The following is a 13132-nucleotide window of genomic DNA, read 5'->3' as shown; positions in this document are numbered from 1 at the left end:
AAAGCGATTGGGAATCCCTAAATTGTCACTACAGCCTAGAGCGGTCGATCCGATGCAATCTGATCGAAAACCGCTCTAGAACAGTCCCGCGCTACATGTCCTCGCGTTCGAGCGCGGCCTGCGCGTCGTAGAGTGGGTCGGGCGCGCAGGGACCGGGGCGCAGGTAGAGGCAGACCCGTTCGGTCGGCAGGTCGCGGCAGGTGATCTTGCGGTAGGCCGTACCGCCTTTGGGCAGCGTGTCGAACATCAAGAGCGCATTGGCGCCGCGCACCAGTTCGGGCGGCAGCGGCTGATCGTTCTTGATCAGCTCTTTGGGGGCGAGCGAAAGCGGGATCGGGTGTGGCAACAGCGCGGGCACGGTGTGGTAGAACAGCCCGTTGGCAACGCCCAGGCGGCAGATGCGCGGATCGCGCGCGGCGTCGATTGCCAGTTCGGTGATCGCGATGCCGCCGCGAAACGAGGTGTAGCCCCCTGTCGCCTCGAACGAGGCGAAGGAGAGCAGCGACCAGCTGGCAAGCGCTACAAACAGGCTCGTCGTGCGCAAGTGGCGCGGGTGGATATGCGGTTCGAGCAGCCGGTCGAACACGCGTACCGAGCCGATCGCGGCCAGCACCAGCACGAACAGCGAGGCCACCCACACGAAGCGGTATTCCTTGTGCGCGATCAGGCTGTGCAGCGCGACGTGGACCAGCGCGGCGAGCAGCAAGGGGCGGTAGCGAGCCCCGCTCGCCAGCGCGCAACCCGCGATGAACAGCAGCGCCGCAGCGCCGAAGTGATGGTAGTAGTCGGTCAGGTAGTGCCAGGGCGGACTGGTTCCGAACCCGGCCGCGCGTCCGGCCGCGATGTTCTGGTCCAGATTGATGAAGAACCAGGAAAACGGCACCGCTCCGGCGACGAGGTCGCTCAGCGTGCCCAGCGCCATCGCCGCGATCCCGCCCGCAAGGACCGGCTTGAACACGCCCGGACGCCGCCACAGCGCGCTGGCGAGGACGAGCGCGGCAAACGGGCCGAACTGGAAGCGCACCAGAACGCCGAGACCCAGGACGAAGCCGGCGGCGGCCAGGCGCCGCTGCCCCGCCTCGGGACCGAGCAGCAGCCCGGCGCCCAGCAGCAACAGGGCGCTTGCCAGGCTTTCGGACAGCAGGAGGTTGGAGAACAGCACGCTCTCCCACCAGCTGGCGACCACGAAGAGTGCGACGAGCGCGTGGCGGCGCGAGACCTGCGCGCCCAACAGCCAGGCGCCGGGCAGCGCGAGCAGGGTCAGCGCCTCGAACCAGATCCGCCCCAGATAATAGCCGGTCAGCGTGTCGGGCGCGAAATGGCGGCCGAGCCAGAACGGCAGCCAGAGCAGCTGGGGGATCAGGCTGTTGCGCAGGCCCAGCCGGTTTTCCCAGGGACGCAGGCCATGCCCCGTGGCCAGCCGGTTGGCCTGTTCGGCGTACTGCATCAGCTCGTCGGGATGGCTGGCGGCGAACGGCGACCAGGCCTGGACTCGCAGCGCGAGCGCGACGAGCACGACAAGACCGATCGCAATCGGCCAGAGCGCCGGGGGGGAAGCCGCGTGTTGGGGGCGCAGCGACCTGCCGCTTCCGCTCGAATGTGCCATGCGCGCTCTATAGGCGCGGTGCGGGGGCCTGTCATGAGAAACAAGACGATAGCGGCGCGCAAGAGGGCGTGATCGGCGGATCGTCGTGCGCGGTGGGGATGGCGCGGGGACGGCGTAGGGAGGGGGCGCGGATGGTGCGGCGGACTTCCCCCTTGTCGCTCGGGCCGGGGCCGTGCATAGGAAGGGCATGGGGAACAAACCATGATCGCAAAGCTGACCGGCCATCTCGACGACACCGGGCCCGACTGGGCGGTGATCGACGTCAACGGGGTGGGCTATCTCGTCCATTGCTCGGCGCGCACGCTCGACCATCTGGGGATTCGCGGCGACAAGGTGGTCATCCACACCGAGATGCAGGTGTCCGAGACCGACCAGCGTCTGATCGGCTTTACCTCGGCGGCCGAGCGCAACTGGTTTCGTCTGCTCACTGCGGTGCAGGGGGTGGGTTCGAAAGTCGCGCTGGCGATCCTTTCGGCACTGACTACCGAGGAACTCCAGCGCGCCTGCGCGGGCGGGGACAGCGCGATGGTCGCGCGCGCCAACGGGGTCGGCCCCAAGCTGGCGACGCGCATCGTCAACGAATTGAAGGACAAGGCGGGCGGAATGCCGGTCGTCCCCGGATCGTCCGGCGCGCTGGCCGCGGTGGAGGCCCCCGCAGGCTCGGCCAGCGCGGACGCGGTTTCCGCGCTCCAGAACCTGGGCTTCAAGCCCGCGATCGCCAGCACCGCGGTCGCGCAGGCGGTCGGCGAACTGGGCGAGGACGCGGGCCTCAACGATCTCGTACGCGTTGCCCTGAAGAAGGCGGCGGGTTGATGCGCAGGCTGGCCACAAGTGCGGCTGACAGGAGACACGCCATGATCGTTCGTTCTGCAATGACATCGCTTTTGGGCCTTTCCCTGCTCGCCGCACCCGCGTTGGCGCAGGACAAGGCCGCCTTCACCAAAGGGCCGGTGTTCACCGAATACGGTGCGGTGGCCAAGGTCGATGCCGATCTGCCGGTGGGCGCGAACACCCATTTCAAGGTCGTTTACAACGTTCATGAAGGCGCCAGGCCGGGCGAGGTGCTGCGCGCCTTCGATACCGCCGCGCGCTTCATCAACATGAACGTTGCCGCCGGGGTGCCCGAGGCGAACATCAAGGTCGCGCTCGTCGTGCATGGCCCGGCGGGCTGGGACCTGACCAGCGATGCCGCCTACGGCGCCCACGCCAAGGGGGCGGCCAACGCCAACGCCAAGCTGGTGCGCCAGCTGCTCGACCACGGCGTTGCGATCTATCTGTGCGGGCAGAGCGCGACGGCGATGGGTATCCACAAAGCCGACCTCCTTCCCGGTGTGAAGATGGCGCTTTCGGCGATGGATGCCTTTGCACTCCTCCAGCAGCAGGGCTACGTGCTGCTGCCGTGAGCGACAATCCGATCCTTTCCCCGGCCGCGCAGCCTGAAGACGCCGATGCCGCGCTGCGCCCCAAGACGCTGTCCGACTTTACCGGCCAGGCAGCGGCCAAGGACAACCTGCGCGTGTTCATCGAAAGCGCAAAGGCCCGGCGCGAGGCGATGGACCACACGCTGTTCTTCGGCCCGCCCGGCCTTGGCAAGACGACGCTGGCGCAGATCGTTGCGCGCGAGCTGGGCGTGGGTTTTCGCGCTACCTCCGGCCCGGTCATCGCCAAGGCGGGGGACCTGGCCGCGCTGCTCACCAATCTCGAGCATGGCGACGTGCTGTTCATCGACGAAATCCACCGCCTCAACCCGGTGGTCGAGGAAGTGCTCTACCCGGCGATGGAAGACCGCGCGCTCGATCTCATCATTGGCGAGGGGCCTTCGGCGCGCTCGGTGCGGATCGATCTGCCGCCCTTCACGCTGATCGGGGCGACCACCCGTCAGGGCCTGCTCCAGACCCCCTTGCGCGATCGTTTCGGCATTCCGATCCGGCTCCAGTTCTACACCGTGGCCGAACTCGAACATGTCGTCACGCGCGGGGCCAACCTGCTCGGCATCGGCATGGACAAGGGCGGGGCGACCGAAATCGCGCGCCGCTCGCGCGGGACCCCGCGCGTTGCCGGGCGGCTCATGCGCCGGGTGCGCGACTTTGCCTTCGTGGCGGGATCGGACGTCATCACCCATGCGATCGCGGACGATGCGCTGACCCGGCTCGATGTTGATTCGATCGGGCTCGATGCGCAGGACCGGCGCTACCTCATGATGATCGCGGACATCTACAAGGGCGGCCCGGTCGGGGTCGAGACGCTGGCCGCCGGCCTGTCCGAGCCGCGCGACACGATCGAGGAAGTGATCGAGCCCTATCTCATCCAGTTGGGGCTTGTCGCGCGCACCGCGCGCGGGCGCTGCCTCAACGACCGGGGCTGGCAGCACTTGGGAATTGCCCCGCCCGAAGGTCCGTCCAATGGCGTGCAGGGCGGTTTGTTCGATTCGCCGGGCGCGTCCGGCTAGGCCGGACGGCACCGTAAAACCCTGCGAAATGTGTCGGTGGAGCTTACAAGGCTTCGCTTTGCAGTCCCGTTTCGAAACATCCGGTCGGTTAATATCGAAGATCGGCCTATTTTCAGGCTTTCGTTCGCGAAAAACTAGGTTAACGCCATTGTTGTGTTAACCTCATTCTGCGTTGAGTGTGGGAGACAGAAATCCAAACGGGGCACTCGCGGCGGGCGGGCGACCCGGCGATGGGCGGGGCAAAGAACGTTTATGTCGATCAGGACGGCCATAGCCAAACTCTCAGCCTGCGCAGCGGGCTGCGCTGTCCTTGGCGGTGGTGCGGTCCACGTTGCCGAAACCCAGTCGGCCAAGACGCAGTACAGCAAGGTCAAGCAGGCCAAGGTCGCGGTCAAGCCGCGCCCGGCGCGCCGCGTGATCGACAAGCCGCGCACCACCAGGCGGGTGCGCACGATCGTCAAGCGCTCGTGCTGCGACGCGCCGGAACAGGTCGCCATGGTGCCGGTGCCGCCGCCCTACGTTCCCCCGGTTCCGGCCTCGATGCCGCCGAGCGGGGGTGGCGGCGGGACGCCGGTGGTGATCGGTGGCGGCGCGATCGGCGGTTATGGCGGGGGTTTCTTCGGCGGCTTTTTCGGCGGTGGCGGATCGAGCGGCGGCAACGTCATCATCAGCTCGACCACCAGCGGCGGATCGACGTCGACCTCGACTTCGGGCGGCTCCAGCTCGACCTCGGGCGGGTCGAGCTCCACGTCGACCTCGACCGGCGGCGTGACCTCGACCACCGGCGGAATTTCGACCAGCACCTCGACCAGCAGTTCGACCTCTTCGTCGACGTCCTCTTCGACGAGCACGTCGTCCTCCACGTCTTCGTCGAGCTCGACCTCGAGTTCGTCGAGCTCCTCCTCCTCGGGCGGGCACCCACCGCCCCCGCCGCCAACGTCCTCGGGCGGTCCGCCGCCGACCGACGTGCCCGAACCGCCGATGGTGATCCTGTTCGGCGCCGCGGCCGCCGCGCTGTTCGTGCGGCGGCGTCTTGCGGGCAAGGCCAGGAGCTGAGCCGCAATACCAACCTGAAATGAGCAAGGGGCGCCGCTTTGGCGCCCCTTTTCGTATGGGGATACGGCCCCCGTGCCCGAAGATCGGGGGCGCTCATGGCTCCGGCCCGCAAAGCGAAAGGCCCCGCCCGGACGAACCGGACGGGGCCTTTCTCATGCCGTTTGGCCGGGTCGCTGGTGCGATCAGCCCGCAGCGAGCTTGCGCAGAACGTACTGCAGGATGCCGCCGTTCATGTAGTATTCGATCTCGTTGGCCGTATCGATGCGGCACAGCGCGCTGAACGAGAAGGTCGAACCGTCCGGACGGGTCACTTCGACTTCGACGTCCTGGCGCGGCTTGATATCGGCGATGCCCTTGATGGTGAAGGCGTCGTCGCCGGTCAGGCCGAGCGTCTCGCGGGTCTGGCCGTCCTTGAACTGCAGCGGGAGCACGCCCATGCCGACCAGGTTCGAGCGGTGGATGCGCTCGAAGCTCTCGACGATGACGGCGCGCACGCCGAGCAGGTTGGTGCCCTTGGCCGCCCAGTCACGCGACGAACCGGTGCCGTATTCCTTGCCAGCGATGACCACCAGCGGGGTGCCGTCGGCGGCGTGCTTCACCGCAGCGTCGTAGACCGCCATGGTTTCGCCCTTGTACGACGAGAAGCCACCTTCGGTGCCCGGAACCATCTCGTTCTTGATGCGGATGTTGGCGAAGGTGCCGCGCATCATGACTTCGTGGTGGCCACGGCGCGAACCGTAGGAGTTGAAGTCGGCCTTGGCGACCTGGTGCTCCATCAGCCACTTGCCGGCCGGGCTGTCCGCCTTGATCGAACCGGCGGGCGAGATGTGGTCGGTGGTGACCGAATCGCCCAGGATCAGGAGCGGCTTGGCCTCGACGATGTCCGAAACCGGCGCCGGGGTCATCTCCATGCCCTCGAAGTAGGGCGGGTTGGCGACATAGGTCGAACCCGCGCGCCACTTGTAGGTGTCCGAACCCACGACGTCGATCGCCTGCCAGTGCTCGTCGCCCTTGTAGACGTCGGCGTAGCGGGCCTGGAACATCGCGCGGTCGACGCAGGCGTTCATGGTCGAGGTCACTTCGGCGTTGGTCGGCCAGATGTCCTTGAGGAACACGTCCTGGCCGTCCTTGCCGGTGCCGATCGGGGTGGTGGTGAAGTCTTCCACCACGGTGCCCTTGAGCGCGTAGGCGACGACCAGCGGCGGCGAGGCCAGGAAGTTGGCGCGCACGTCGGGCGAGACGCGGCCTTCGAAGTTGCGGTTGCCCGAGATGACCGCCGAGGCGACCAGGTCGTTCTCGTTGATCGCCTTGGACAGCGGCTCGGCGAGCGGACCCGAGTTGCCGATGCAGGTGGTGCAGCCGTAACCCACGAGGTTGAAGCCGATGTTGTCGAGGTGCTCTTGCAGGCCAGCCTTGTTGAGGTAGTCGGTGACCACCTGCGAGCCCGGTGCGAGCGAGGTCTTGACCCAGGGCTTGGGCTTGAGGCCCAGTTCGTCGGCCTTCTTGGCGACGAGGCCGGCGGCGACGAGAACCGAGGGGTTCGAGGTGTTGGTGCACGAGGTGATCGCGGCGATCATCACGTCGCCATCGGTCAGTTCGTAGTCGGCGCCGGCAACCGGGACCGACTTGCGCTCACGCTTGTAGAGTTCGGCCATGTCCTTGTTGAACACGTCGTCGACGTCGGTGAGGACGACCTTGTCCTGCGGGCGCTTGGGGCCGGCGAGCGAGGGGACGACGGTGGAGAGGTCGAGTTCGAGCGTCGAGGAGAAGACCGGTTCGGGGTTGGCCGGGTCCATCCAGAAGCCCTGCTCCTTGGCGTAGGCCTCGACGAGGGCGATCTGGCCTTCGTCGCGGCCGGTCAGGCGCAGGTAGTCGAGCGTCTTGTCGTCGATGCCAAAGAAGCCGCAGGTCGCGCCGTATTCGGGCGCCATGTTGGCGAGCGTCGCACGGTCGGCGAGGCTGAGCGAGGCAAGGCCTTCGCCGTAGTATTCGACGAACTTGCCGACCACGCCGTGCTTGCGCAGCATGTTGGTGCAGGTCAGCACGAGGTCGGTGGCGGTCACGCCTTCCTTCAGTTCCCCGGTGAACTTGAAGCCCACGACTTCGGGGATGAGCATCGAGACGGGCTGGCCGAGCATCGCCGCTTCGGCTTCGATGCCGCCAACGCCCCAGCCCAGCACGCCCAGGCCGTTGACCATGGTGGTGTGGCTGTCGGTGCCCACGCACGTGTCGGGGTAGGCGACGACTTCACCGTTCTGGTCCTTGTCGGTCCACACGCTCTGCGCGATGTTTTCCAGGTTGACCTGGTGGCAGATGCCGGTGCCCGGCGGGACAGCGTAGAAGTTGTCGAGCGACTTGGAGCCCCACTTGAGGAAGTCGTAGCGCTCCATGTTGCGCTGGTACTCGATCTCCATGTTCTGTTCGAACGCCTTGGGCGTGCCGAACTCGTCGACCATGACCGAGTGGTCGATCACGAGGTTGACGGGAACCTGGGGGTTGATCTTGCTGGTGTCCCCACCGAGCGCGGCAATGCCGTCGCGCATCGCGGCCAGGTCGACCACGCAAGGGACGCCGGTGAAGTCCTGCAGCAGCACGCGGGCCGGACGGTACTGGATTTCCGAACCGGTGACCGGGTTCTTCTGCCAGTCGGCAACGGCCTGGACATCGTCGGTCGAGACAGTGAAGCCACCGTCCTCGAAACGCAGCATGTTCTCGAGCAGGACCTTCATCGAGAAAGGCAGGCGCGAGACGTCGCCGATCTTTTCGGCGGCCTTTTTGAACGAGTAGTAGGCGACGGTCTTGCCGCCGGCGGTCATGGTGCTGCGGGTACCGAGCGTATCCTGTCCGACCTGGGTCATGTGGGCGTTATTCCCTTCCTGTGATGCCTGACGCATCGCCGGAAACCGGAAATGTTTGCCCCTTTCCGGCCTGCTGCGATGCGACAAACGGATTCGTCGGGTCGCGGATGCGCGCTGAAAGCCTTCAGGTCAAGGGGGGGCGCCTTATCCAATCGTCGGGGCTTGACCTGCGGATACTTTGTTGCGCGCGCCTATCCAGCATCCGCCAAGGATCAGCATTGCGCCTGCGACAGTTGCCGGTGCGACTTTTTCATCGAAGAAGAGCCATCCCAGCACCGCAGCCCAAAGGAATCCGGTGTATTCTCCGGTGACCAGGACCTGCGTTTCGGCGCGCGCGTAGCCCCAGGAGAGCAGCAGGTGCGCGCCGGTGGCCAGCAGGGCTGCCAGCGCGGCCAGAGCGACGGGCGCCCAGCCATCGCCCCCCGGCGCAACGAACAGCCAGGGCGCGGCCAGCGCGGTGAAGCCGGTGGCGAACAGGTTCTGGAACAGCGCGATCTCGCGCGGGGAGGCAAGGAGAGCCTGCTGGCGCTGGAGCACCAGGTTTAAGGCGTAGAACAGCGCCGAAAGCAGGATCGCGGCGATCCCGGCGATGGTCTCGCCCGAAGCCTCGAGCCCGCCCATACGCCCCGCGGCGATAACCACCACGCCCAGGATGCCCAGCAGCGAGGCGAGGATCGCCTGCGGGCGGATCACCTCGCCCAGCAGGAGCGCGGCAAGGAACAGCGCCACGATCGGCGCGATGAACGAGATCGCGATGGCCTCGGCCATCGGCACGCGCACCAGGCCATAGAAGAACAGCGCGGCCATCGCGGTCGTGATCGCGGCGCGAAAGGCGTGGAGGCGCAGTGTCGCCGGCGCGGGCAGCGCGCGTTTGCCGGTCAGCCAGAAGGCGGCGGCAAAGCCGGTGCCCAGAGCGTTGCGCAAGAGCAGCGCGGTATAGACCCCGCCCACGAGCGCGGCGCCCTTCATCGCTGCGTCCATCGCGCTGAACACGCCGATGCCCGCTACCACGGCGAGAAACGGGACGGTGGGGCGGCATGGGGCCGGGGCGGCGCGAGAGGCGGAAACAGGCGCGATCATGACCGCGCCCTGTGTGGTTTACGGATGAGTTATACGCAAGCAATTCATCGCAGCGACAGGGGCGATCCTTGAAGGTGGCGTCATAAAGGCGCACATCGAGCCGTGTACGCCGCCAGCGGTTTCCCGATGGGCGGCAGGAACCAACAGTATTTTTCCGGCGGGTTTTGAGATCAGGATGAAGAAAGTCAATCGGTTGGGCAGCGGCCTCATGACCAGTCTGTCGGTGCTGGGCCTTCTGGCCCAGCCCCTTGTTGCCCAGCCGGTGTTTGCGCAGAGCCGCAGCACTGACGCCGGAGAGCCCGAGAACATCCTGCCGCGTCCGCACGATCCCTCCAAGCCCTCCGCGCAGGCCACGGCAACGCCGACAGCTGTGCCGACCGCAACGCCCGGTGCGCAGCCCACCCGTGCGCCCAACTCGGACGACCTGGGCCCCAACAGCGCGCCGGTGATCCAGGACATCACGGTGTCCGAGCCGGTCATGCCCTGGAGCCTGGCCGATGCGCGCGCGCTGCTCACCACGATCGAGCATATCACGAGCGAGGGTCTGCTTCCGGCCGACTACCAGCCATCGACGCTCAAGGCCGCGATCGCGGCGGGCGAAGGCGATGCGCTCGACGCCGAGGCGAGCAAGGTGTTCGGCTGGCTGATTGAAGATCTGCGCGACGGACGCACGCCGATGAAGGACCGCCTGCAGTGGTTCGCGGTCGATCCCGACCAGGACGACATGCCCACCGCCAAGCTGATGGCCGAGGCGCTTTCCACGCACGACGTGGCGGGCATTGTCGCCAGGCTCGCGCCGACCAATCCCGATTACGCCGCGCTCAAGGCCGCGCTGGCCGCCACTCCGCGCGCGCAGACCGCAAAGCGTCTGCTGATCATGGCCAACATGGATCGCTGGCGCTGGCTCAAGCACGACCTTGGCGATGTCTACCTGATGACCAACGTGCCTGAATTCCAGCTGCGGCTGGTGGTGCGCAACAAGATCATCCGCACCTACAAGACGGTGGTCGGCAAGCCGGGGCGCACCGCGACGCCGCAGCTGGCCGAAACGGTCACGGCGGTGGTGTTCAACCCGACCTGGACCGTGCCGCAGTCGATTACCAAGGGCGAAGGGCTGGGTCAGAAGGTCCTCGCCAATCCCAACTGGGCGCGCAACGCGGGCTACAAGGCGACCAAGGATGCCAACGGCAACGTCTGGGTGGTGCAGCAGCCCGGCCCGAACAATTCGCTCGGCCTGATGAAGATCGACATGCCCAACGAGCACGCGATCTACCTGCACGACACGCCGTCCAAGCAGTATTTCAACGAAAAGGTGCGCGCCTTCAGCCACGGCTGCATCCGCACCGAGCGGGCGGTCGAACTGGGCATGACGATGGCGATCCTGGGGGCGGGCATGTCCGCCAGCGAGGCAGCCGACATTTCGCGTTCGGGCAAGTACACCAAGGTGCCGATGACCCGCACCTTCCCGGTCTACCTCACCTACTTCACCCAGGGCACCAACATCGACGGCCAGATGCAGACTTTCGATGACATCTACGGCCGCGACAAGCCAGTGCTGGAAAGCTTCCAGCAACCGCGCGAGCTCAAGACCGACCAGCGCGAGAGCGATGAGGAAATCATCAAGCTCGACAATCCGCTGTAAGAGCCCGGTTCAAATTCGGTGCGGCTTCCGGGAAGCCGTACCGAGCTGTGGCGCGAAGGGTGTTTCAGGGCGATTGGTCCCTGAACATTCTGTCTTGATAAGCTGGGAANCGCGAGAGCGATGAGGAAATCATCAAGCTCGACAATCCGCTGTAAGAGCCCGGTTCAAATTCGGTGCGGCTTCCGGGAAGCCGTACCGAGCTGTGGCGCGAAGGGTGTTTCAGGGCGATTGGTCCCTGAACATTCTGTCTTGATAAGCTGGGAAGCCGCCTAGTGGATTGATTTTGACATTTGCATCCCCTGGCGGCTGGTATGGGTCTGCAAATGTCAAAATCGTAAAATCGACTAGAATCAAATAAATGCTAGTGGTTCGAAGAGATTCTGACATTTGAGCACGCCCTATCCGATAGGGTACCAAATGTCAGAATCGAACCACTAGAACTGCTGCAGGACGTGGAGGAATTCCTCGCCGTAGGCATCGAGCTTGCGTGTGCCCACGCCGGTGATCGAGCCCAGTTCGGCCAGCGTCGCGGGGCGGGCGGAGGCCATTTCGCGCAGCGTTGCGTCGTGGAAGATGACGTAGGGCGGCACGCCCTGATCCCTGGCGAGGTCGCGGCGCAGTTCGCGCAGCGCGTCGAACAGCGGATCGCCGACGGGGTTGGGCGTCTGGTCGGCGCTGCGGCCACGGCGCGCGCGTTCCTTCTTGGGCGGGCGCACGATCATCACCGCCGCCTCGCCCTTGAGGATGTCGCGCGCATCCCCGCCCAGCGCCAGCCCGCCGTGTTCGGTGGGCACCAGGCTGCCCCGCGCCTGTAGCGCGCGGGCGAGCGCCTTGAGGATCGGCTTTTCCTCTTCGCGCAGGATGCCGAAGACCGAAAGCTGGTCGTGCCCGCGCTGGAGGACGCGCTCGTCGGTCACGCCCATCAGCACCTTTTCGAGATGCCCCAGGCCATAGGTCTGGCCGGTGCGGTAGACCGCGGAAAGCAGCTTTCGGGCCAGCGTCGTCGCGTCGATCACATCGACCGGCTCGAGGCAGGTGTCGCAGTTGCCGCACCTCGCCGGAGGACTTTCGCCGAAGTGGCGCAGCAGCACGGCGCGGCGGCAATCGGCGGTTTCGATGAGGCGGGCGAGCGCTTCGAGGCGCTGGCGCTCGCTCTGCTGGCGGGCCTCGTCGACTTCGGCGAGGCGCATGCGCGCGCGGGCAAAATCGTCCGCCCCCCAGAACATCACCGCGACTGAGGGATCGCCGTCGCGCCCGGCGCGGCCGGTTTCCTGGTAGTAGCCCTCGATCGACTTGGGAATACCGGCGTGGGCGACGAAGCGCACGTCGGGCTTGTCGATCCCCATGCCGAAGGCGACGGTGGCGACCATCACCATGTCCTCGCTCGCAACGAAGGCGGCCTGGTTGCGCGCGCGCACTTCGGGGGCGAGCCCGGCGTGGTAGGGCAGCACGCGCCGTCCGGTCTGCGCGGCGAGCGTTTCGGCAAGCTGTTCCACGCGCGCGCGGGTGGGCGCGTAGATGATGCCGGGGCCGGGATTCTCGTCGATCACGCCCTTCAACTGGCGCGCGATGGAATCGCGCGGGCGGATGGCGTAGCGGATGTTGGGCCGGTCGAACCCGGCGACGATCAGCCCGTCCTCGGCAATGCCGAGCTGGGCGAGGATGTCCTGGCGGGTGTGGTGGTCCGCCGTCGCCGTGAGGGCGAGGCGCGGCACGTGCGGGAAGGCGTCGAGCAGCGGGCGCAGCAGGCGGTAATCGGGGCGGAAGTCATGCCCCCATTCGGAGACGCAGTGCGCTTCGTCGATGGCGAAGAGCGCGATGCGGCTGCTGGCGAGCAGGTCGCGGAAAGCGGGCTGGCTGGCGCGTTCGGGCGCGATGTAGAGCAGGTCGAGCTGTCCGGCGCGAAAGGCGTCGAGCGTTTCGCGCCAGTCGGCATCGGCGCTCGTCAGCGTGGCCGCGCGGATACCGTTGGCGCGCGCCGAGCGCAGCTGGTCGTGCATGAGCGCGATGAGCGGCGAGACGACGACGCAAGTGCCTTCGAGCAGCACGGCGGGGAGCTGGTAGGTAAGCGACTTGCCCGCGCCGGTGGGCATGACGGCGAGCGTCGAGTGGCCGTTGAGAACCCGTTCGACGACCTGATCCTGCACCCCGCGAAAGCCCGAAAACCCGAAGGTTTCCTGCAAGGCTGCGCGTACCTGTGCGGGGTCGGGCGCAGGGGCAGGGGTCTGGTCGATGGCGGGCGCGTAGAGGTCCTGCGCGTCGTCATCGCCGTAGAACGTGGTTTCGTAAGGCCAGTCGTCGTCGGTCACGGGGCTGGCTTATGGCAGATCGGCGCGCGCGGCGGAACCGGCAAGGGGCAGGGTTTCCTCCGCTTTCGACGCAGCCGGCGCGGTGCGCCCGGCCGGAACGCGCCGGAATGCGTTCGCGCCGGGGGCGCGGGC

At 66.7% G+C, this 13132-nt stretch carries 9 protein-coding genes; 5 read left to right on the top strand and 4 right to left on the bottom strand.

All coding sequences use genetic code 11. The features are described from left to right. Window positions 1–91: 91 nt before the first annotated feature. Entirely contained in the window at window positions 92–1606 is a 1515-nt protein-coding gene (locus MTR62_RS05370; RefSeq protein ID WP_244017730.1) for a glycosyltransferase family protein, read from the bottom strand. A 201-nt stretch (window positions 1607–1807) separates the two neighbouring features. Here MTR62_RS05370 and ruvA point away from each other — a divergent pair, with 201 nt between their 5' ends. The 4 genes from ruvA to MTR62_RS05350 all read left to right on the top strand — a co-directional run bounded on the left by ruvA (window position 1808) and on the right by MTR62_RS05350 (window position 5111). After that, a complete protein-coding gene (ruvA, locus tag MTR62_RS05365) occupies window positions 1808–2419 on the top strand; it encodes a Holliday junction branch migration protein RuvA (protein ID WP_244017728.1) in 612 nt (203 codons plus the stop codon). A gap of 41 nt (window positions 2420–2460) precedes the next feature. After that, window positions 2461–3009, top strand: coding sequence for a DsrE family protein (locus MTR62_RS05360; RefSeq protein ID WP_244017726.1), 549 nt, complete (start codon window positions 2461–2463; stop codon window positions 3007–3009). Further along, a complete protein-coding gene (ruvB, locus tag MTR62_RS05355; protein ID WP_244017724.1) occupies window positions 3006–4055 on the top strand; it encodes a Holliday junction branch migration DNA helicase RuvB in 1050 nt (349 codons plus the stop codon). Before MTR62_RS05360 ends, ruvB begins: the two co-directional genes overlap by 4 nt. Before the next feature lie 252 nt (window positions 4056–4307). Beyond that, entirely contained in the window at window positions 4308–5111 is an 804-nt protein-coding gene (locus MTR62_RS05350) for a PEP-CTERM sorting domain-containing protein (RefSeq protein ID WP_244017722.1), read from the top strand. A gap of 182 nt (window positions 5112–5293) precedes the next feature. On the opposite strand, the gene acnA is transcribed toward MTR62_RS05350, so the two are convergent. Beyond that, window positions 5294–7969, bottom strand: a complete 2676-nt coding sequence (gene acnA, locus MTR62_RS05345) for an aconitate hydratase AcnA (protein ID WP_244017720.1) — start codon at window positions 7967–7969, stop codon at window positions 5294–5296. Between the two features lie 144 nt (window positions 7970–8113). Continuing rightward, window positions 8114–9049 (bottom strand): DMT family transporter, encoded by a 936-nt coding sequence (locus MTR62_RS05340; protein ID WP_244017718.1) that lies wholly within the window; start codon window positions 9047–9049, stop codon window positions 8114–8116. A 208-nt stretch (window positions 9050–9257) separates the two neighbouring features. Here MTR62_RS05340 and MTR62_RS05335 point away from each other — a divergent pair, with 208 nt between their 5' ends. Continuing rightward, complete coding sequence (locus MTR62_RS05335) at window positions 9258–10691, top strand: L,D-transpeptidase family protein (RefSeq protein WP_244017716.1); 1434 nt, start codon at window positions 9258–9260, stop codon at window positions 10689–10691. A gap of 434 nt (window positions 10692–11125) precedes the next feature. On the opposite strand, the gene recQ is transcribed toward MTR62_RS05335, so the two are convergent. Beyond that, entirely contained in the window at window positions 11126–13000 is a 1875-nt protein-coding gene (recQ, locus tag MTR62_RS05330; RefSeq protein WP_244017714.1) for a DNA helicase RecQ, read from the bottom strand. Window positions 13001–13132: the final 132 nt, after the last annotated feature.

Source organism: Novosphingobium organovorum (genome assembly GCF_022832435.1).
Lineage (GTDB): Bacteria > Pseudomonadota > Alphaproteobacteria > Sphingomonadales > Sphingomonadaceae > Novosphingobium > Novosphingobium organovorum.
This window is presented reverse-complemented; position numbering and strand designations above follow the sequence as displayed.

Excerpts from the sequence above, each read along its gene's own strand:
- MTR62_RS05360 (WP_244017726.1), top strand. The coding sequence starts at position 2,461 with ATGATCGTTCGTTCTGCAATGACATCGCTTTTGGGCCTTTCCCTGCTC.
- MTR62_RS05370 (WP_244017730.1), bottom strand. The coding sequence starts at position 1,606 with ATGGCACATTCGAGCGGAAGCGGCAGGTCGCTGCGCCCCCAACACGCG.
- ruvA (WP_244017728.1), top strand. The coding sequence starts at position 1,808 with ATGATCGCAAAGCTGACCGGCCATCTCGACGACACCGGGCCCGACTGG.
- MTR62_RS05335 (WP_244017716.1), top strand. The coding sequence starts at position 9,258 with ATGACCAGTCTGTCGGTGCTGGGCCTTCTGGCCCAGCCCCTTGTTGCC.
- acnA (WP_244017720.1), bottom strand. The coding sequence starts at position 7,969 with ATGACCCAGGTCGGACAGGATACGCTCGGTACCCGCAGCACCATGACC.
- MTR62_RS05350 (WP_244017722.1), top strand. The coding sequence starts at position 4,308 with ATGTCGATCAGGACGGCCATAGCCAAACTCTCAGCCTGCGCAGCGGGC.
- MTR62_RS05340 (WP_244017718.1), bottom strand. The coding sequence starts at position 9,049 with ATGATCGCGCCTGTTTCCGCCTCTCGCGCCGCCCCGGCCCCATGCCGC.